The sequence below is a fragment of the Cellulosimicrobium sp. PMB13 genome (assembly GCF_051294865.1).
Taxonomy (GTDB): Bacteria; Actinomycetota; Actinomycetes; order Actinomycetales; family Cellulomonadaceae; genus Cellulosimicrobium.
On the sequence record NZ_CP145910.1, the window covers coordinates 2,864,283 to 2,884,184 of the forward strand.

Sequence of the window (19,902 nt, forward strand, 5' to 3'; positions counted from 1 at the left end):
GTGCAGGAGTGGACCGAGCGCTACACGCACGCCGTGATGGACACGTTCGGACCGCCGCAGCGCGTTCTCGTGCGCGGCGAGGGTGCGTACGTCTGGGACGCGGACGGCAGGCGCTATCTCGACCTGCTCGCGGGCATCGCCGTCAACGCTCTCGGCCACGCCCACCCGACGCTGACAGCCGCCGTGAGCGCGCAGCTCGGCACGCTCGGGCACGTGTCGAACTTCTTCGGCACGCCCACGCAGATCGCGCTCGCCGAGCGCCTGCTCGCGCTGTGCGGCGCTCCCGACGGCTCGCGCGTGTTCTTCACGAACTCCGGGACCGAGGCGAACGAGGCGGCCTTCAAGATGGCCCGCCGCACCGGGCGGCCGCGGGTCCTCGCCCTGGAGGGCGGCTTCCACGGCCGCACGATGGGCGCGCTGGCCCTCACGAGCAAGGCTGCGTACCGCGAGCCGTTCGAGCCGCTCCCGGGCGGCGTCGAGCACGTCCGGTTCGACGACGTCGCCGCCCTGGAGGAGGCGTTCTCGGCCGAGGCCGTCGCAGCCCGCGGCGAGGTCGCGGCGCTCGTCGTCGAACCTGTCCAGGGCGAGGCAGGCGTGCGGTCGCTCTCGCCCGGCTATCTCGTCGCCGCGCGCGAGCTCACGGCGCAGCACGGGGCGCTGCTCGTCCTCGACGAGGTCCAGACGGGTGTCGGGCGCACGGGTTCCTGGCTCGCGGTCCAGCAGCCCGACCTCGGCGGCGGGATCCTGCCCGACGTCGTGACGCTCGCCAAGGGCCTCGGGGGCGGGTTCCCCGTCGGCGCGGTGATCGCGTACGGCGAGCGCGCCGCGACCCTGCTCGGCCGGGGTCAGCACGGCACGACGTTCGGCGGCAACCCGGTCGCGGCGGCGGCCGCGCTCGCGACGCTCGGCGTCATCGAGCGTGACGGGCTCCTCGAGAACGTCCGGACGGTCGGGCAGTCGTTGCGCGAGGGCATCACCGCGGCGGGCAACCCGCTCGTCGCCGGCGTGCGGGGACGCGGCCTGCTCCTCGCGGTCCTGCTCACGCGGCCCGTCGCGGCCGAGGTGGCGCGCGCCGCCCTCGACGCCGGGCTCATCGTCAACGCCGTGGCGCCCGACGCGATCCGCCTCGCCCCGCCGCTCGTCCTCACGCCCGAGCAGGCGCGCGACGTCGTCGCGTTCTTCGCGGACCTGAGCCTGCCCGAACCCGAACCGACCGAGACGAGGACCTGACGATGACCCCGCGGCACTTCCTGCGCGACGACGACCTCACGCCCGCCGAGCAGCGCCGGGTCCTCGAGATCGCGCTCGCGTTCCGCGACGACCGCACCTTCCGCCAGCCGCTGTCCGGGCCGCAGGCCGTGGCGGTGCTGTTCGACAAGCCCACGCTGCGGACCCAGGTCTCGTTCGCCACCGGGATCGCGGAGCTGGGTGGCTTCCCCCTGGTCGTGGACGGGCGCCTCGCCGGGATCGGGGTGCGCGAGTCGATCGCGGACACGACGCGCGTGCTCGACCGGCAGGTCTCCGCGATCGTCTGGCGCACGTACGGCCAGGACCGCATCGAGGAGATGGCCGCCGTCAGCCGGGTACCCGTCGTCAACGCGCTCACCGACGACTTCCACCCGTGCCAGATCCTCGCGGACCTCCTCACGGTCGCGCAGCACCGCGGCGGCACCGCGGCGCTCGCGGGCCAGACGCTCGCCTACGTCGGCGACGGCGCGAACAACATGGCGCACTCCTATCTCCTCGGGGGCGCGACGGCCGGGATGCACGTGCGCATCGGCACACCCGAGGGCTACGCACCGGCACCGGCGTTCGTCGCCGACGCGCAGCGGATCGCGGCCGAGACCGGAGGGTCGGTGCTCGTCACGGCCGACCCCGTCGAGGCCGTGGCCGGGGCCGACGTCGTCGCGACCGACACGTGGGTCTCGATGGGCGACGAGGACGAGGCGGCGCAGCGCGCGCTCCCGTTCGTGCCCTACCAGCTGAACGCCGAGCTGCTCGCGCACGCCGCGGACGACGCTATCGTCCTGCACTGCCTGCCGGCCTACCGGGGCAAGGAGATCACAGCCGACGTCATCGACGGCCCGCAGTCGGTCGTGTGGGACGAGGCCGAGAACCGGCTGCACGCCCAGAAGGCCCTCCTGACGTTCCTCCTGGAGCGGTCGTGACCGAGGGGCGCGAGGTGGACACCACGGAGCGTGCCGACCCGGCGCACGGCCGGACCGCCACGACGAAGGCGGCACGCCACGCGCGCATCGCCGAGATCGTGCGCAGGACCGAGATCCACTCGCAGGCGGAGCTGGCCCGGGAGCTCGCGGCCGACGGTCTCACCGTCACGCAGGCGACGCTCTCGCGCGACCTCATCGAGCTCCGCGCCGAGAAGGTGCGCGGCCCCGCGGGGGCGCTCGTGTACGCGGTCCCGGGGGAGGGCGGTGACCGCAGCGTGCAGAGCGCGGAGTCGCCGGAGTACCTCGCGGCACGGCTCGCTCGCCTGTGCTCCGAGATGCTCGTCTCCGCGGAGGCGTCGGCGAACCTCGTCGTCCTGCGCACGCCCCCGGGCGCCGCCAACTACCTCGCCTCGGCGATCGACCACTCGGTCCTGCCGGGCGTCCTCGGGAGCATCGCGGGCGACGACACGATCCTCGTCATCGCGCGCGAGCCGGACGGCGGCGCGGACCTCGCCCGCCGATTCCTCGACCTCTCGGGCCCGGGCGCCTGACGCGTCGGCGCCGCGCGCGGCCCTGCCACACTGGACCCCGGACCTCGGCGACGGGGCGCTGAGACCATGAGCGACGACGAAGGAGCGGGCGTGCCCGAGAACGACAACGAGACCACGACCGACGGGACCACGACCGAGCGCGTGAGCCTGTGGGGCGGCCGGTTCGCCGGCGGGCCGAGCGACGCGCTCGCGGCGCTGAGCAAGAGCACCCACTTCGACTGGCGCCTCGCGGGCCAGGACATCGCCGGGTCGAAGGCCCACGCCAGCGTCCTGCACGCCGCGCGCCTCCTCGACGACGACGAGCTCGAGGGCATGCACGCGGCGCTGGACCGCCTACGCGACGACGTCGCCTCCGGCGCGTTCGTCGCCGCGGACGACGACGAGGACGTGCACACGGCGCTCGAGCGCGGGCTGATCGAGCGCGCGGGCCCGGGGCTCGGCGGCAAGCTGCGCGCCGGACGCTCGCGCAACGACCAGATCGCGACGCTCACGCGCATGTACCTGCGTGCCGAGGCCCGCACGATCGCCGGCCTGGTGCTGGACGTCGTCGACGCCCTCGTCGAGCAGGCCGCGGCCCACCCCGGTGCCGCGATGCCCGGCCGCACCCACCTCCAGCACGCGCAGCCCGTGCTGCTCGCGCACCACCTGCTCGCGCACGCCTGGCCGCTGCTGCGCGACGTCGACCGGCTCATCGACTGGGACGTGCGCGCCGCGCGCTCGCCGTACGGGTCGGGAGCGCTCGCGGGCTCGTCGCTCGGGCTCGACCCGGCCGCCGTCGCTACCGAGCTCGGCTTCGACGGCCCGGTGGAGAACTCGATCGACGGCACCGCGTCGCGCGACGTCGTCGCCGAGTTCGCGTTCGTCGCCGCGATGATCGGGATCGACCTGTCGCGGCTCGCCGAGGAGGTGATCCTCTGGGCGACCAAGGAGTTCGGCTTCGTGCGGCTGCACGACTCCTACTCCACGGGCTCGAGCATCATGCCGCAGAAGAAGAACCCCGACGTCGCGGAGCTCGCGCGCGGCAAGGCGGGTCGCCTCATCGGCGACCTGACCGGCCTCCTCGCGACGCTCAAGGGCCTGCCGCTCGCCTACAACCGCGACCTGCAGGAGGACAAGGAGCCGGTGTTCGACCAGGTCGACACCCTCGAGGTGCTCCTGCCTGCGTTCTCCGGGATGGTCGCGACGCTCACGTTCGACTCCGACCGGATGGCGTCGCTCGCGCCGCAGGGCTTCTCGCTCGCGACCGACGTCGCCGAGTGGCTCGTGCGCGAGGGGGTGCCGTTCCGCGTGGCGCACGAGGTCGCGGGGGCGTGCGTGAGGGTGTGCGAGGAGCGGGGGATCGAGCTGTGGGACCTGTCCGACGACGACCTCGCCGCGATCTCCGAGCACCTCACGCCGGGCGTGCGCGACGTGCTGAGCGTGGACGGCTCCCTCGCGTCGCGTGACGCCGTGGGTGGCACGGCCCCGGTGCGCGTGGCCGAGCAGCTCGAGGCCGCGAAGGAGCGCTCGGCCGAGTACCGGTTCTGGGCGCAGGGCTGAGCCTGCCGGGCGGGGGGCGGCGATGAGCGTCGGACCGGACGTCCTGCGGGACCTCCTGCGTCGTGTGCACGACGCCGCGCCCCGCCTCGGGGCGGGGCCGCACCCTGCCGGGACCGCGCCGTCGGGCACCCGGCTCGTGGTGGTCGACGGGCCGGCGGGCTCGGGGAAGACGACGCTCGCGGCCCAGCTCGGCGAGGCGTTGCCCGCGCAGGTCCTGCACATGGACGACCTGTACGAGGGCTGGCGCGGGCTCGAGCCCGCCTGGGGACGGCTCGACGCGTGGGTCCTCGCGCCGCTCGCCGCCGGGCGCCCGGGCCGCTACCGGCGCTTCGACTGGGGCCTCGACGCGTTCGCCGAGTGGCACGACGTGCCGCCCGCGCCGTTCCTCGTCGTCGAGGGGTGCGGCGCCGCGCGGCTCGAGGCCGACGCGGTCGCGGCGCTGCGCGTCTGGGTCGAGGCGCCCGACGACGTGCGGCTCCGCCGCGGGCTCGACCGTGACGGCGAGGAGGCGCGCGACCACTGGCTCGCGTGGATGACCGCCGAGCGGGAGCACTACGCGCGCAACCGCACGCGCGAGCGCGCGGACGTGCGCGTCGACGGCTACGGGCGCCTCGTCGGGACGGCCCTGTCCGGACGGTGAGCACCGACCGAGGGTCACGGCGTAGATTGCCGACCACGGAGGTGGTGCCATGAACACGGACGCGACGGCCGGGACGGTCGACGGCACGCGCGTCGTCGGGCCGTGGGACGCGCCCGGCCGCGGCTGGTACGCGCGGGACGTGCACGACGTCGCCCGCGACCTGCTCGGCGCTCTGCTCACCCGTCGGAGCGCCGACGGGGACGTCACGCTGCGCATGACCGAGGTCGAGGCGTACGACGGCGAGCGGGACCCCGGGTCCCACGCCTTCCGTGGCCGGACCGACCGCAACCGGGCGATGTTCGGCGAGCCAGGACGGCTGTACGTCTACCGTCATCTCGGCCTGCACCACTGCGTCAACGTCGTGACCGGTCCCGTCGGGCGCGCGTCGGCGGTGCTGCTCCGGGCGGGCGAGGTGGTCGAGGGCGCCGAGCTGGCCCGGGCCCGTCGGGTCGCCGTCGGCCGGTGCGACTCCGACCGACAGATCGCGCGCGGCCCGGCGCGGCTCGCGGTCGCGCTCGACCTGGACCTGCGTCACTACGGCGCGGAGCTCACGGACCCCGCCGGCGACCTGGTGGTCCACCGCCCGGGCCGGGCCCTGCGACCGGCGATCGCCACCGGGCCTCGGGTGGGGGTGTCCGGCGAGGGCGGCGACGGCACGCTCTATCCGTGGCGCTATTGGCTCGCGGGGGACGCCACGGTCTCGGCGTTCCGCCGGGTGAGCGCCCGCGCGCGGTGACGGGGTCGCCCGGAGGGCGACGGCGGCGGTGACCGCTCTCGCGCGGTGAGAGCCGGCGTCGGCCACCGCGGACGAGTCGGCGCCGCGGTTCGCCGACACGGCACACTAGGACGGCGGACCGGACGGTCCGCGACGCACGTGCCCCTCCCGCGGGCACACGACGAAGGAGTGATGGTGAGCGACGTTCTCGACGAGCTGCAATGGCGAGGCCTGGTGGCGCAGTCCACCGACGAGGCTGCGCTGCGCGCCGCGCTGGCCGAGGGCCCGATCACCTACTACTGCGGCTTCGACCCGACCGCGCCGAGCCTGCACCACGGTCACCTCGTCCAGCTCGTCGTGCTGCGCCACCTGCAGCTCGCCGGTCACCGCGCCGTCGCGCTGGTGGGTGGGGCGACAGGGATGATCGGCGACCCGCGGCAGTCGGGGGAGCGGGTGCTCAACACCAAGGAGACCGTCGCCGAGTGGACGGAGCGCCTCAAGGCGCAGGTGTCGCGCTTCCTGGACTTCGAGGGGGACAACCCGGCGCGTCTGGTGAACAACCTCGACTGGATCTCGGAGCTGTCCGCGATCGACTTCCTGCGTGACGTCGGCAAGCACTACCGGCTCGGGACGATGCTCGCCAAGGACACGGTCGCGCGCCGGCTCCGGTCCGAGGAGGGCATCAGCTTCACGGAGTTCAGCTACCAGATCCTCCAGGGCATCGACTTCCTCGAGCTGAACCGACGCCTCGACGTCACGCTGCAGACCGGCGGCAACGACCAGTGGGGCAACCTGCTCTCGGGCGTCGAGCTCGTCCGCAAGGCCGAGGGCAAGGCCGTGCACGTGCTCACGACGCCCCTCATCACCAAGGCGGACGGGACCAAGTTCGGCAAGACCGAGGGCGGTGCCGTGTGGCTCGCACCAGACATGATGAGCCCGTACGCGTTCTACCAGTACTGGCTCAACGCGGCGGACGACGACGTCGTGGGCTGGCTGAAGATCTTCACCTTCCGGTCTCGCGAGGAGATCGCCGAGCTGGAGACCGCGGCGCGGGAGAGGCCCGGCGCGCGCGAGGCGCAGCGCGCGCTCGCGAACGACGTCACGACCTTGGTCCACGGTGCGGACGCGACCGCCGCGGTCGTCGCCGCGAGCCAGGCCCTCTTCGGCCGCGGGGAGCTGACCTCCCTCGACGAGCCGACGCTCGGTGCTGCGGTGGCCGAGCTCCCGCGCACCACGGTGCAGGTGGGCGACCCGGTGGTCGACCTCCTCGTCGGGTCCGGGCTCGTCTCCTCGAAGGGAGCCGCCCGGCGGGCGGTCGCCGAGGGCGGCGCGTACGTCAACAACGTCAAGGTCACCGACGCCGACGCGGTGGTGACGCCGGACGACCTGCTCCACGGTCGGTACGCGGTGCTGCGCCGGGGCAAGAAGACCCTCGGTGTCGCGGTCGCCGGCGACTGAACCAGGGTTCGACGGGAGGCTCGTGCCGCGTTGCGGTCCGGGCCTCCTGTCGTCGGTGAGGCCGGCACGACCACGACGGGACGGTCGCGAGGCCCCGGGAAGCCCGGAATCCTGCGGATTTGGCAGGCGGCCGCGGCGCGTGTAATGTTCTCGACGTTCGCCCGGCAGGGAGGAACGGACACCACGGTGAAGCTCTTCGGAGCAGGCACGAGGTGGCTGGTCCCCCGGGCGGTCCCCCTCTCTGAGAGACCTGGATGCTTCGTGCGTCCGGGACTGTCCGAGGCGCTGGGTCTTCTGTCCGCTCCGAATGCGTCCGCAAGGACGAGTTGGAGAGCAGGGGAAGGACCTGGTAGGGTTGAGAAGTTGCCCCAAGCGAGGTTGGGCCTGAGGGTCTGGCTGAGTTGGTGTGTGTCGGTTGTTTGAGAACTCAACAGTGTGCTTGTTAGTCAATGCCAATTTTTTGTCCTCGTGGGCATGGCTGGCTGGATCGCCCGTCCGGGTGGTTGGTCTGGTTGTGTCTGAGGATTCCTTTGGTTGATTTCGGAGAATGATCGTCAGATTGTTTTTCGTTTGTAGGCCAGTTTTGTGAACCTCTTCTGGGGGTTCGCTTCGTATGGATTGTTCACTGCTGGGTTTGCCTGGTGGTGGGCGTTGTTCATTTACGGAGAGTTTGATCCTGGCTCAGGACGAACGCTGGCGGCGTGCTTAACACATGCAAGTCGAACGATGATGCCCAGCTTGCTGGGTTGATTAGTGGCGAACGGGTGAGTAACACGTGAGTAACCTGCCCTTGACTTCGGGATAACTCCGGGAAACCGGGGCTAATACCGGATATGAGCCGTCCTCGCATGGGGGTGGTTGGAAAGTTTTTCGGTCAGGGATGGGCTCGCGGCCTATCAGCTTGTTGGTGGGGTGATGGCCTACCAAGGCGACGACGGGTAGCCGGCCTGAGAGGGCGACCGGCCACACTGGGACTGAGACACGGCCCAGACTCCTACGGGAGGCAGCAGTGGGGAATATTGCACAATGGGCGAAAGCCTGATGCAGCGACGCCGCGTGAGGGATGACGGCCTTCGGGTTGTAAACCTCTTTCAGCAGGGAAGAAGCGCAAGTGACGGTACCTGCAGAAGAAGCGCCGGCTAACTACGTGCCAGCAGCCGCGGTAATACGTAGGGCGCAAGCGTTGTCCGGAATTATTGGGCGTAAAGAGCTCGTAGGCGGTTTGTCGCGTCTGGTGTGAAAACTCGAGGCTCAACCTCGAGCTTGCATCGGGTACGGGCAGACTAGAGTGCGGTAGGGGAGACTGGAATTCCTGGTGTAGCGGTGGAATGCGCAGATATCAGGAGGAACACCGATGGCGAAGGCAGGTCTCTGGGCCGCAACTGACGCTGAGGAGCGAAAGCATGGGGAGCGAACAGGATTAGATACCCTGGTAGTCCATGCCGTAAACGTTGGGCACTAGGTGTGGGGCTCATTCCACGAGTTCCGTGCCGCAGCAAACGCATTAAGTGCCCCGCCTGGGGAGTACGGCCGCAAGGCTAAAACTCAAAGGAATTGACGGGGGCCCGCACAAGCGGCGGAGCATGCGGATTAATTCGATGCAACGCGAAGAACCTTACCAAGGCTTGACATGCACGGGAAGCCACCAGAGATGGTGGTCTCTTTGGACACTCGTGCACAGGTGGTGCATGGTTGTCGTCAGCTCGTGTCGTGAGATGTTGGGTTAAGTCCCGCAACGAGCGCAACCCTCGTCCCATGTTGCCAGCGGGTTATGCCGGGGACTCATGGGAGACTGCCGGGGTCAACTCGGAGGAAGGTGGGGATGACGTCAAATCATCATGCCCCTTATGTCTTGGGCTTCACGCATGCTACAATGGCCGGTACAAAGGGCTGCGATACCGTAAGGTGGAGCGAATCCCAAAAAGCCGGTCTCAGTTCGGATTGGGGTCTGCAACTCGACCCCATGAAGTCGGAGTCGCTAGTAATCGCAGATCAGCAACGCTGCGGTGAATACGTTCCCGGGCCTTGTACACACCGCCCGTCAAGTCACGAAAGTCGGTAACACCCGAAGCCCATGGCCCAACCGGTTCGCCGGGGGGAGTGGTCGAAGGTGGGACTGGCGATTGGGACTAAGTCGTAACAAGGTAGCCGTACCGGAAGGTGCGGCTGGATCACCTCCTTTCTAAGGAGCTTCAACGCACGCCGGTGCCTGGCCTCTTCGGGGGGTGGGTGGGGTGTGTGGTGGCCACGGCCCACGCCGTTCGCGTGTGGGGGTGGTTGCTCATGGGTGGAACATTGACGAAAGAGCGTCGGTCTCGCTGGTGTCAGTACCTGCGTCGCTGTCGGTGGTGTGCTCGTCTCCTTCGGGGGGTGGGTGCGCGGCTGGTGGTGGTGTGGTGGAACATCGCGGGTGGGTCCGGGGCTTGTCGAGCACACTGTTGGGTCCTCAGGTCACCGGCCACGGTCGTGGTGGTGCCTGGTACGGGTCGGTCCGTGGATCGCGAACCGCTCGCCGAGCTGGTCTTGGTGGGTAGGCGGGTCTGTGCGGGTCGGGGTCGTTGGTTGTTTGAGAACTGCACAGTGGACGCGAGCATCTTTGAAGTGATCAAGATGCAAAAAGCTCGGACGTCGCCCTCGGGTGTGTCCGTGGTTTTTGTTCTTGGTCTCTGCGAATAGATTGTAGTGTGTGTGTCGAAGTTTTTAAGGGCACAGGGTGGATGCCTTGGCACTAGGAGCCGAAGAAGGACGTCGTAGCCTGCGATAAGCCTCGGGGAGCTGGCAAACGAGCTGTGATCCGAGGGTTTCCGAATGGGGGAACCCCGTACGAGTCATGTCGTGCGACCTGCACCTGAATATATAGGGTGTGTGGAGGGAACGCCGGGAAGTGAAACATCTCAGTACCGGCAGGAAGAGATATTCCGTGAGTAGTGGCGAGCGAAAGCGGATGAGGCCAAACCGGGCGCGTGGTAAAGCTGTCAGGCGTTGCGTGTCCGGGGTTGTGGGACCCTTCTGGTGGATCTGACAGTCCACCAGGGAGTCAGAAAGCCGTGTCATAGTCGAACCGCATTGAAAGGCGGACCACAGACGGTGCGAGTCCGGTAGACGAAATGGTGCGGCCTCCCGAAGGGGATCCCAAGTAGCACGGGGCCCGTGAAATCTCGTGTGAATCTGGCAAGACCACTTGCTAAGCCTAAATACTACCTAGTGACCGATAGCGGACCAGTACCGTGAGGGAAAGGTGAAAAGTACCCCGGGAGGGGAGTGAAATAGTACCTGAAACCGTGTGCCTACAATCCGTTGGAGCCTCCTTGGTTGGGGTGACAGCGTGCCTTTTGAAGAATGAGCCTGCGAGTTAGTGCTCAGTGGCGAGGTTAACCCGTGTGGGGAAGCCGTAGCGAAAGCGAGTCCGAACAGGGCGTCCATAGTCGCTGGGTCTAGACCCGAAGCGAAGTGATCTAGCCATGGGCAGGTTGAAGCGCGGGTAAGACCGCGTGGAGGACCGAACCCACCAGGGTTGAAAACCTGGGGGATGACCTGTGGTTAGGGGTGAAAGGCCAATCAAACTTCGTGATAGCTGGTTCTCCCCGAAATGCATTTAGGTGCAGCGTCACGTGTTTCTTGCCGGAGGTAGAGCTACTGGATGGCCGATGGGCCCTACAAGGTTACTGACGTCAGCCAAACTCCGAATGCCGGTAAGTGGAAGCGTGGCAGTGAGACTGCGGGGGATAAGCTCCGTAGTCGAGAGGGAAACAGCCCAGACCACCGGCTAAGGCCCCCAAGCGTGTGCTAAGTGGGAAAGGATGTGGAGTTGCACAGACAACCAGGAGGTTGGCTTAGAAGCAGCCACCCTTGAAAGAGTGCGTAATAGCTCACTGGTCAAGTGATTCCGCGCCGACAATGTAGCGGGGCTCAAGTACACCGCCGAAGCCGTGGCATCTGCGCGTAACTCAGGCCTTCGTGGTCCAGAGGCGCAGGTGGGTAGGGGAGCGTCGTGTGGCCGGTGAAGCCGCGGGGGAACCCAGCGGTGGAGGCCACACGAGTGAGAATGCAGGCATGAGTAGCGAATGACGGGTGAGAAACCCGTCCGCCGAATGACCAAGGGTTCCAGGGCCAGGTTAATCCGCCCTGGGTAAGTCGGGACCTAAGGCGAGGCCGACAGGCGTAGTCGATGGACAAGGAGTTGATATTCTCCTACCGGCGAAGAACCGCCCATACCGAGCCCGGTGATGCTAACCGCCCAAACCTGTCCACCGACCCTTCGGGGTCACCGGACAGGGGCGCGCGGGACCCGAACCGGTAGTAGGTAAGCGTATTAACAGGGGTGACGCAGGAAGGTAGCCCGGCGTGGCGATGGTAGTCCACGTCCAAGGCTGTAGGCCGTCGGGTAGGCAAATCCGCCCGACACGAAGGCTGAGAGCTGATAGTGAGCGCGTATGCGCGAAACGGGTGATCCTATGCTGCCAAGAAAAGCCTCGGCGCGAGGTTCTAGCCGCCCGTACCCCAAACCGACTCAGGTGGTCAGGTAGAGAATACCAAGGCGATCGAGCGAATCGTGGTTAAGGAACTCGGCAAAATGCCCCCGTAACTTCGGGAGAAGGGGGGCCCGAAACGTGAACCGGCTAGCCCGGGGAAGCGTGGACGGCCGCAGAGACCAGGGAGAAGCGACTGTTTACTAAAAACACAGGTCCGTGCGAAGTCGCAAGACGATGTATACGGACTGACGCCTGCCCGGTGCTGGAAGGTTAAGAGGACGGGTCAACCCCTCGGGGTGAAGCTCAGAATTTAAGCCCCAGTAAACGGCGGTGGTAACTATAACCATCCTAAGGTAGCGAAATTCCTTGTCGGGTAAGTTCCGACCTGCACGAATGGCGTAACGACTTCTCCGCTGTCTCAACCGCGAACTCGGCGAAATTGCACTACGAGTAAAGATGCTCGTTACGCGCAGCAGGACGGAAAGACCCCGGGACCTTTACTATAGCTTGGTATTGGTGTTCGGTGCGGCTTGTGTAGGATAGGTGGGAGACTGTGAAACCCGCACGCCAGTGCGGGTGGAGTCAACGTTGAAATACCACTCTGGCCGCTTCGGATGTCTAACCTCGGTCCGTGATCCGGACCAGGGACAGTGCCTGGTGGGTAGTTTAACTGGGGCGGTTGCCTCCTAAAATGTAACGGAGGCGCTCAAAGGTTCCCTCAGCCTGGTTGGCAATCAGGTGTCGAGTGCAAGTGCACAAGGGAGCTTGACTGTGAGACTGACAGGTCGAGCAGGGACGAAAGTCGGAACTAGTGATCCGGCGGTGGCTTGTGGAAGCGCCGTCGCTCAACGGATAAAAGGTACCCCGGGGATAACAGGCTGATCTTGCCCAAGAGTCCATATCGACGGCATGGTTTGGCACCTCGATGTCGGCTCGTCGCATCCTGGGGCTGGAGTAGGTCCCAAGGGTTGGGCTGTTCGCCCATTAAAGCGGTACGCGAGCTGGGTTTAGAACGTCGTGAGACAGTTCGGTCCCTATCCGCTGCGCGCGCAGGAAACTTGAGAAGGGCTGTCCCTAGTACGAGAGGACCGGGACGGACGAACCTCTGGTGTGCCAGTTGTTCCGCCAGGAGCACCGCTGGTTGGCTACGTTCGGAAGGGATAACCGCTGAAAGCATCTAAGCGGGAAGCCTGCTTCAAGATGAGGTTTCCATACCCCCACGGGGGTGAGAGGCACCCAGCAGAACACTGGGTAGATAGGCCGGACGTGGAAACGGGGACCAACGACCCGTGCAGCTGACCGGTACTAATCAGCCGACAACTTCAACACCAACACACTCTTGCAACGCGTCCACTGTGCGGTTCCCGAACCACCAACCCCACCACCCCCCAACAACACGGCGGGGCGGCACCCAGGGAAGGTCAAGTTCGACAGAGTTACGGCGGTCACAGCGAAGGGGAAACGCCCGGTCCCATACCGAACCCGGAAGCTAAGCCCTTCAGCGCCGATGGTACTGCCCTGGAGACGGGGTGGGAGAGTAGGACGCCGCCGGACAACCCTTCACCGAAGGCCCACCCCCCACGGGGTGGGCCTTCGGCATTTCACCATCCTCCACAGCGTGCGCGATCATCCGCGCGGTCGGCATACCGCCGTCAAGGCGGCTGCGCCGTACCGAGCGCGGCCGGCGTGGGAGGATGATCAGCGCACTTCTGCATGGGGAGGGAACCCTGGTGAACGACACCCACGACGGCGCCGATCGCGAACGTCCGGCTTCTGACGGACCGCGCGACGCGCGCGGCGACCGGGCTGAGCGGAGCAGGACGTCCGGCGCGGATCGGGGCAACCGTGACGGCGCCTCGGGACGCTCAGGTTCCTCGGCCGCGCAGCGGCCGGCACGAAGTGGAGGCACGTCGCGCAGCGGCCGGGGCTCCGGCGAGCGCGGCGACCGGCGCGCACCCCTGCGCCCCGAGGACGGGGGTCGTCAGACGTCCCCGCGTCGCGACGACCGTGGCGGTCCGCGGGCGGGCGCCAGAGACGACCGTCCGACCGGTCGAGGCGCCCGGGACGACCGCGCAGGTGGACGTGACGACCGTCGGGGTGGGCGCGACGAGCGCCGAGGCGGGCGCGACGACCGTGCGACCGGGCGCGACGACCGTGCAGGCGCTCGGTACCCGGCACGTCGTGACGACAGGACCGCAGGACGCCCCGGCGGCCGTGACGGCGTCCGGCGCGAGGACGGCCGTGGGCCGCGGGACGGTCAGCGGGACGGCAGGACGGGAAGCGGGCCTGACCGCTCGAGGGGATACGAGCGTCGTGACGGCGGCGCACGGTCCGACGGCGACCGTCGCAGCCACGCACCGCGCGGGGGCGCAGGCCGTGATCGCGCGCGCGCGGACGAGCGTCCGGCGCCGCGGCACCCCGCAGGGCCTCCCGTCGCGGAGGACGTGACGATGTCGCAGCTCGACCGGTCCGCGCGGGCGCGTCTGCGGACGTTGAGCAAGGACACGGCCGAGGTCGTGGGCAAGCACCTCGTCATGGCGGGTCGTCTCATCGACACCGATCCGGAGCTGGCGTACGAGCATGCCCAGGCGGCGGTGCGTCGCGCCGGACGTGTCGACGTCGTCCGCGAGGCTGCCGGCCTCACGGCCTACAGCACGGGACGGTACGCCGAGGCGCTGCGCGAGCTGCGCACGGTGCGCCGGCTCAACGGCTCGTCGGAGCACCTGCCGATCATGGCGGACTGCGAGCGCGGCCTCGGGCGTCCGGAGCGTGCCCTCGCGCTGGCTGCCTCGGACGAGGCCCGCACGCTCGACGAGGTCGGACGGACCGAGCTCGCGATCGTCGTGAGCGGGGCGCGCGTCGACCTCGGCGAGCTCGACGCCGCGCTGGCGGTGCTCGCCCAGGTTCCCGCCGCCGGGACGCGGGGCGAGCTCGGAGCCCGCGTCCAGCAGGCGAAGGCCTCTGCCCTCGAGGCGGCAGGACGGACCGATGAGGCGGCATCGGTCCTCGCAGGCATCGACGCGTCGTTCCTGGTGGCGGGTCCGGGTGACGACGACGAGGACGTGGTCGTCTACGACCTGTCCGACGAAGACCTGTCCGGCGAAGACCTGTCCGACGACGACGTGTCGGACGACGAGTCCGGGGCCGACACCACGCAGACCACGCCCGACGCGGCGGGTTCCGTCGAGCCTGGTCCCGCCACGGCCGACGGGTCCGTCGATGCGAGCGAGCACGCCGCGCGGACCGGGGCCGTGCCGGCGGAGGAAGACGGCCGGTGAGCGGCGGCCTCCTCGCGAGCGACGTCCCGCTGGACGAGGCGTACGACCTCGCGCTCGTCGATCTCGACGGTGTCGCGTACCGGGGGCACGAGCCGATCCCGCACGCCGCCGAGAGCCTGACCGGGGCTCGTGCGCGCGGGATGCGTCTCGTGTTCGTGACGAACAACGCGTCGCGCGAGCCCGGGTCCGTCGCCGAGCAGCTCACCGGTCTCAGCATCCCGACGACCGCGGACGAGGTGATGACGGCCGCCCAGGCGGCGGCCGCGTTGCTGCGCACGCGGCTCGAGCCCGGTGCGCGGGTCCTCGTCGTGGGCGGCGCCGGACTGGTCACGGCCGTGCACGACGCCGGGCTCCAGATCGTCGAGGGCGCCGACGACGACCCCGTCGCGGTCGTCCAGGGCTTCGCGCCCGAGCTCGGCTGGGCCCAGCTCGCGGAGGCGGCCTATGCCGTCCAGCGCGGCGCCTGGCACGTCGCGAGCAACCTCGACCTGTCGCTGCCGACGGCGCGCGGGTTCGCGCCGGGCAACGGCTCGCTGGTCGGTGCCGTGCGCGCCGCCACCGGGGTCGAGCCGGACAGCGCCGGCAAGCCGTCCCCGACGATGTACCGGCTCGCGATCGAGCGTGCCGGCGCGCGGTCGCCGCTGGTCGTCGGTGACCGGCTCGACACCGACCTGGCAGGCGCCCGTGCCGGCGGCTATCCCGGTCTGCACGTGCTCACGGGGGTGAGCACGGCGCGCGACGCTATCCTCGCCGCACCGGGCCTGCGCCCGCACTTCCTCGGCGCCGACCTGCGCTCGCTCCACGAGACGCACCCTGTGCCGGAGCAGGCCGGCGACGGGTGGTGGGCGTGCGGGAGCAGCGCGGCGCGTGTCGAGGACGGCGCGTTGCGCCTCGACGTGCGCGGTCCCGCCACGATCGACACCGTTCGGGCGGCTGCGTCCGCCGCGTGGGCGACGGTCGACGACGGGGGTGCCGTCGACACGGCGAGCGTGCCGGAGATCGCCGTCGGCTCGCACTGACCCGACGTGCAGGCGTGCTCGTGACGTCGGAGGAGGGCGGCGCGGCAGCACGCCGGGTACCGGCCCGGTGGGTCGCAACCGGTAGCGTTGGCGGCGGCGGCCACGAGGCCGTCTTCGCAGCACCGGAGGGAGCAGTGATGGCGGACGGGAACGATCCGGGTGCCGCGACGCCGGGCGACCTCCGGCGTCGCGAGGCGGTCCTCACGTCGGGACCCCACGGAGTGGGCGCGGTCGAGGCGTCCAGCACGCTCGACGACGCGCTCGCACGTCTCGACCACCTCGACTCGCTGGCGACGCCGGCCCACGTGGCGGTGCTCGAGGCGGTGCACGACGCGCTCGTGGCGGACCTCGCGCGCTCGGAGGACTGAGGGTGGCCGACGGCTCGGGGTCTCGTCTGGACGGCGAGCTGGTGCGACGTGGCCTGGCCCGTTCGCGCCGCCACGCGGCGGAGCTCCTTGCTGCGGGCCGGGTGACGCGGGACGGACGGCCGGTGACCAAGGCGTCCCTCGCCGTCGGGCCCCAGACCGTGCTCGAGGTCGCGCCCGACCCGGACGACCCCGGTTATGCGTCGCGGGCCGCGTTCAAGCTGGCCGGCGCCCTCGACGCGCTCGAGACGCTGCGCGGCGGTGCGGCCGGGCTGCCGGCCCCGCCGACCGTCGACGGCGCGCGCTGCCTCGACCTCGGTGCCTCCACGGGAGGCTTCACCGACGTGCTCCTGCGCCGCGGGGCGGACGAGGTGGTCGCGATCGACGTCGGGCACGACCAGCTCGTCCCGGGCCTGCGCGCGGACCCACGGGTCCAGGTCCACGAGGGTCTCAACGTGCGTGACCTCGCGCCCGAGCACGTCGGCGCCGTGCCGGACCTCGTGGTGGGCGACCTGTCGTTCATCTCGCTCGCGATGGTGCTCCCGGCCGTCGCCGGTGTCGTCGGCCCCGGGACGGACCTCCTGCTGCTCGTGAAGCCGCAGTTCGAGGTCGGCCGGGACCGGCTCGGCAGCGGAGGCGTGGTCCGCGACCCGTCGTTGCACGCCGAGGTCGTCACGTCGGTCGCCCGGCACGCCGCGCTCGCCGGGCTGCGGCCCGTGGCGGTGGTCCCCAGCCCGCTGCCGGGACCGAGCGGGAACCGGGAGTACTTCTGGTGGCTGCGCGCGGGCGACCCCCGCGAGGTCGACGACGCCGCGGTGGACGACGCCGCGCGCCGCGCCGTGGCCTGGGAGCCCGCCCCTGGTGCCCTGGTGCCACCCGTCGCCGTCGTGCTGCCCGCGCCCTGTCGTCAGACCGTCCAGACCACCCGCTCGACAGGAGGAGCACCGTGACCCGTCGCGTGCTGATCGTCACCCACGGCGGCCGCCCGGAGGCGGTCGTCGCGCTGCGTGAGGCGGTCTCCGAGCTCGAGGCCGCGGGCTTCGCCGTCACGCTCCACGACGACGACCTCGCCGAGACCTTCGGCGACCACATGGCACTCACTCGTGTCCGTGAAGGGGTCACCGAGTCCGAGGTCGTCATGGTCCTGGGCGGTGACGGCACCATCCTGCGTGCGGCGGAGCTCACCCACGGGACCGACGTCCCGATCCTCGGCGTCAACCTCGGTCACGTCGGCTTCCTCGCCGAGAGCGAGCGAGAGGACCTCCACGCGGCGGTGGCACGCCTCGTCGCGGGGGACTACACGGTCGAGGAGCGCACCGTCGTCGAGGTGCAGGTGCACCTCCCGGACGGCGGTGAGCCGCTCGCCGGCTGGGCGCTCAACGAGGCGACGGTCGAGAAGGCCCAGCGCGAGCGGATGATCGAGGTCGCGATCGGCGTCGACGGCCGGCCGGTGTCCTCGTTCGGGTGCGACGGCGTCGTGACGGCGACCGCGACGGGATCCACGGCCCACGCGTTCTCGGCGGGCGGCCCCGTGATGTGGCCCGAGGTGGACGCCGTCCTCGTCGTCCCCCTCGCGGCCCACGCGCTCTTCGCTCGCCCGCTCGTGGTCGGTCCGCGGTCGACCGTGACCGTGGACGTCCTGCCGCGCTCGGCGTCGCCCGGCGTGCTGACGTGCGACGGCCGACGCCGCATCGACCTGCCCAACGGCTCGCGCGTGGAGGTGCGTCGCAGCCCCACACCGCTGCGGTTCGCCCGGCTCAGCACGGCCCCGTTCACGGACCGGCTCGTCTCGAAGTTCTCGCTGCCCGTCGTGGGCTGGCGCGAGCGCGCGGCCGACAGCGCCGCCGCGACACCGGCTGCTGCGGCACCGGCCGCCTCGACGGCGTCTGCCGCGACGAGTCGCGCGACCGCGACCCCCGACCCTGAGGAGGAGTGACCGTGCTCGAGGAGATCGTCATCGAGAACCTCGGCGTGATCCGGTCGGCGCGCGTGCCGCTCGGGCCGGGGCTGACCGTCATCACGGGGGAGACCGGCGCCGGCAAGACCATGGTGCTCACCGGCCTGGGTCTGCTCATGGGCGGCAAGGCGGACCCGGCGACCGTGCGTCCGGGCGCCGCGACGGCGGTCGTCGAGGGCCGCATACGGGTCGTGGACCGACCGGCGGTCGCGCGGCGGGTCGACGACGCGGGCGGGGAGGTGGACGACGACGGCACGGTCGTCGTGCTGCGCACCGTCGCGGCGGAAGGCCGCTCGCGCGCACACCTCGGCGGGCGCAGCGTGCCGCAGGGGGTGCTCGCCGAGCTCGCGGACGACCTCGTGACCGTGCACGGGCAGTCGGACCAGCTCCGGCTGCGCACGGCGAGCCGCCAGCGCGAGGCTCTCGACGCGTTCGCGGGACCCGAGCACCGTGCCCTGCTCGACCGGTACCGCGCGGCCTGGGTGGAACGCAGCGCGCTCCAGGCGGAGATCGACGACCTCACCGCCCGGGCCGGTGAGCGGGCGCGCGAGGCCGAGCTCCTGCGCCTCGGGCTCGCGGAGGTGGAGCGCGTCGACCCGCAGCCGGGCGAGGACGCGGAGCTCACAGCCCTGGTGGCCCGCCTCGGCAACGTCGAGGAGCTCCGGGTCGCGGCGCAGCTCGCGCACGACGCGATCGCGGGCGACGACGCCACCGAGCAGCAGGAGAACGCCGTCGCGTCGGTCGACCGGGCGCGTCGGGCGCTCGAGTCCGCGGCGCCCACCGACCCGGCCCTCGCCCGGTTCGCCGAGCGTCTCGCGGAGGTCGGCTACGTCCTCGCGGACGTCGCCACGGAGATCTCCGGGTACGTCGAGGACCTCGCGGCCGACCCTGCGGGGCTCGAGACGTCCCACGCGCGGCTCGCGGAGCTGGGCACGCTCACGCGCAGCTACGGCCAGACGATCGACGACGTGCTCGCGTGGGCGAGCGACGCGGGGCTGCGCCTGCTCGACCTGGACGACGGCGGGGAGCGGCTGCGCGCCGCGACGGAGCGTCGTGATGCGCTCGACGCCGAGCTCGGGAGCGTCGGGGCCGCCGTCACGGCGTCGCGCGAGCGCGCGGGCGCAGAGCTCGCGGCGGCGGTGACGGACGAGCTGCGTGGACTCGCGATGAGCGGGGCGAGCCTGGTGGTCGACGTCGCCGTGGCGGACGAGCCGGGACCGTGGGGCGCCGACACGGTGACCTTCTCCCTCGCGCCGCACCCGGGCGCCCCGCCCCGTCCGCTGGGCAAGGGGGCTTCGGGAGGCGAGCTCTCGCGCGTCATGCTCGCGATCGAGGTCGCGCTCGCGACGTCCGCGGTCGCCGCGGAGGGCAGCGGGACGCCGCTGCCGACGTTCGTGTTCGACGAGGTGGACGCCGGCGTCGGCGGGAAGGCCGCCGTCGAGGTGGGCCGGAGGCTGGGGGCGCTCGCCCGCAGGGCGCAGGTCGTCGTCGTGACGCACCTCGCGCAGGTCGCGGCCTTCGCCGACGACCAGCTCGTCGTGACGAAGTCCTCGCCGGACGGCACGGACGGGGACGGCGACGGGGACGCGAGCAGCCCGGTGACCGTGACGGGCGTGCGGAAGGTCACGGGGGAGGACCGCGTGCGCGAGCTGGCGCGGATGCTGTCCGGGCAGGAGGACTCCGACGCGGCGCTCCGGCACGCGCACGAGCTCCTCGAGTCGTCGGTCGTGGGACGATAGG

General features: G+C 70.2%; 14 protein-coding genes and 3 rRNA genes. All 17 read left to right on the top strand.

The features are described from left to right. Positions 1-1,230 carry an acetylornithine transaminase gene (locus V5D56_RS12870; protein WP_435739030.1) on the top strand — a complete coding sequence of 410 codons (1,230 nt, stop codon included), beginning with the start codon at positions 1-3 and terminating at the stop codon, positions 1,228-1,230. A 2-nt stretch (positions 1,231-1,232) separates the two neighbouring features. Continuing rightward, positions 1,233-2,168, top strand: coding sequence for an ornithine carbamoyltransferase (argF, locus tag V5D56_RS12875; protein WP_435735715.1), 936 nt, complete (start codon positions 1,233-1,235; stop codon positions 2,166-2,168). 14 nt (positions 2,169-2,182) lie between these two features. Then, a complete protein-coding gene (locus tag V5D56_RS12880) occupies positions 2,183-2,719 on the top strand; it encodes an arginine repressor (RefSeq protein WP_435739031.1) in 537 nt (178 codons plus the stop codon). A gap of 66 nt (positions 2,720-2,785) precedes the next feature. Beyond that, entirely contained in the window at positions 2,786-4,258 is a 1,473-nt protein-coding gene (gene argH, locus V5D56_RS12885; protein WP_435735716.1) for an argininosuccinate lyase, read from the top strand. A gap of 22 nt (positions 4,259-4,280) precedes the next feature. Next, positions 4,281-4,898, top strand: a complete 618-nt coding sequence (locus V5D56_RS12890) for an AAA family ATPase (protein ID WP_435735717.1) — start codon at positions 4,281-4,283, stop codon at positions 4,896-4,898. Positions 4,899-4,947: 49 nt separating this feature from the next. Further along, entirely contained in the window at positions 4,948-5,634 is a 687-nt protein-coding gene (locus V5D56_RS12895; RefSeq protein ID WP_435735718.1) for a DNA-3-methyladenine glycosylase, read from the top strand. Between the two features lie 174 nt (positions 5,635-5,808). Continuing rightward, the gene (gene tyrS, locus V5D56_RS12900) at positions 5,809-7,071 is read left to right on the top strand and encodes a tyrosine--tRNA ligase (protein ID WP_435735719.1); all 1,263 of its coding nucleotides are present in this window, start codon (positions 5,809-5,811) and stop codon (positions 7,069-7,071) included. A gap of 658 nt (positions 7,072-7,729) precedes the next feature. Continuing rightward, positions 7,730-9,253, top strand: a 16S ribosomal RNA gene (locus tag V5D56_RS12905). Positions 9,254-9,761: 508 nt separating this feature from the next. Further along, positions 9,762-12,872 (top strand): 23S ribosomal RNA (locus tag V5D56_RS12910). Positions 12,873-12,980: 108 nt separating this feature from the next. Then, positions 12,981-13,097 (top strand): 5S ribosomal RNA (gene rrf / locus V5D56_RS12915). The 16S, 23S and 5S rRNA genes sit together here, the layout of an rRNA operon. 528 nt (positions 13,098-13,625) lie before the next feature. Next, complete coding sequence (locus V5D56_RS12920; protein ID WP_435735720.1) at positions 13,626-13,991, top strand: hypothetical protein; 366 nt, start codon at positions 13,626-13,628, stop codon at positions 13,989-13,991. 2 nt (positions 13,992-13,993) lie between these two features. Continuing rightward, complete coding sequence (locus V5D56_RS12925; RefSeq protein WP_435735721.1) at positions 13,994-14,821, top strand: hypothetical protein; 828 nt, start codon at positions 13,994-13,996, stop codon at positions 14,819-14,821. Then, positions 14,818-15,840, top strand: coding sequence for an HAD-IIA family hydrolase (locus V5D56_RS12930; RefSeq protein ID WP_435735722.1), 1,023 nt, complete (start codon positions 14,818-14,820; stop codon positions 15,838-15,840). Before V5D56_RS12925 ends, V5D56_RS12930 begins: the two co-directional genes overlap by 4 nt. Positions 15,841-15,977: 137 nt before the next feature. Next, positions 15,978-16,208 carry a hypothetical protein gene (locus V5D56_RS12935; RefSeq protein ID WP_435735723.1) on the top strand — a complete coding sequence of 77 codons (231 nt, stop codon included), beginning with the start codon at positions 15,978-15,980 and terminating at the stop codon, positions 16,206-16,208. Positions 16,209-16,210: 2 nt separating this feature from the next. Beyond that, complete coding sequence (locus V5D56_RS12940; protein ID WP_435735724.1) at positions 16,211-17,155, top strand: TlyA family RNA methyltransferase; 945 nt, start codon at positions 16,211-16,213, stop codon at positions 17,153-17,155. Beyond that, entirely contained in the window at positions 17,152-18,141 is a 990-nt protein-coding gene (locus V5D56_RS12945; RefSeq protein ID WP_435735725.1) for an NAD kinase, read from the top strand. Before V5D56_RS12940 ends, V5D56_RS12945 begins: the two co-directional genes overlap by 4 nt. 2 nt (positions 18,142-18,143) lie before the next feature. Beyond that, positions 18,144-19,901: a DNA repair protein RecN gene (gene recN / locus V5D56_RS12950; protein WP_435735726.1), complete on the top strand. Its 1,758-nt coding sequence runs from the start codon at positions 18,144-18,146 to the stop codon at positions 19,899-19,901. The last annotated feature ends 1 nt before the right edge of the window (position 19,902 follow it).

Excerpts from the sequence above, each read along its gene's own strand:
- argF (WP_435735715.1), top strand. The coding sequence starts at position 1,233 with ATGACCCCGCGGCACTTCCTGCGCGACGACGACCTCACGCCCGCCGAG.
- argH (WP_435735716.1), top strand. The coding sequence starts at position 2,786 with ATGAGCGACGACGAAGGAGCGGGCGTGCCCGAGAACGACAACGAGACC.
- V5D56_RS12890 (WP_435735717.1), top strand. The coding sequence starts at position 4,281 with ATGAGCGTCGGACCGGACGTCCTGCGGGACCTCCTGCGTCGTGTGCAC.
- V5D56_RS12895 (WP_435735718.1), top strand. The coding sequence starts at position 4,948 with ATGAACACGGACGCGACGGCCGGGACGGTCGACGGCACGCGCGTCGTC.
- V5D56_RS12925 (WP_435735721.1), top strand. The coding sequence starts at position 13,994 with ATGTCGCAGCTCGACCGGTCCGCGCGGGCGCGTCTGCGGACGTTGAGC.
- V5D56_RS12935 (WP_435735723.1), top strand. The coding sequence starts at position 15,978 with ATGGCGGACGGGAACGATCCGGGTGCCGCGACGCCGGGCGACCTCCGG.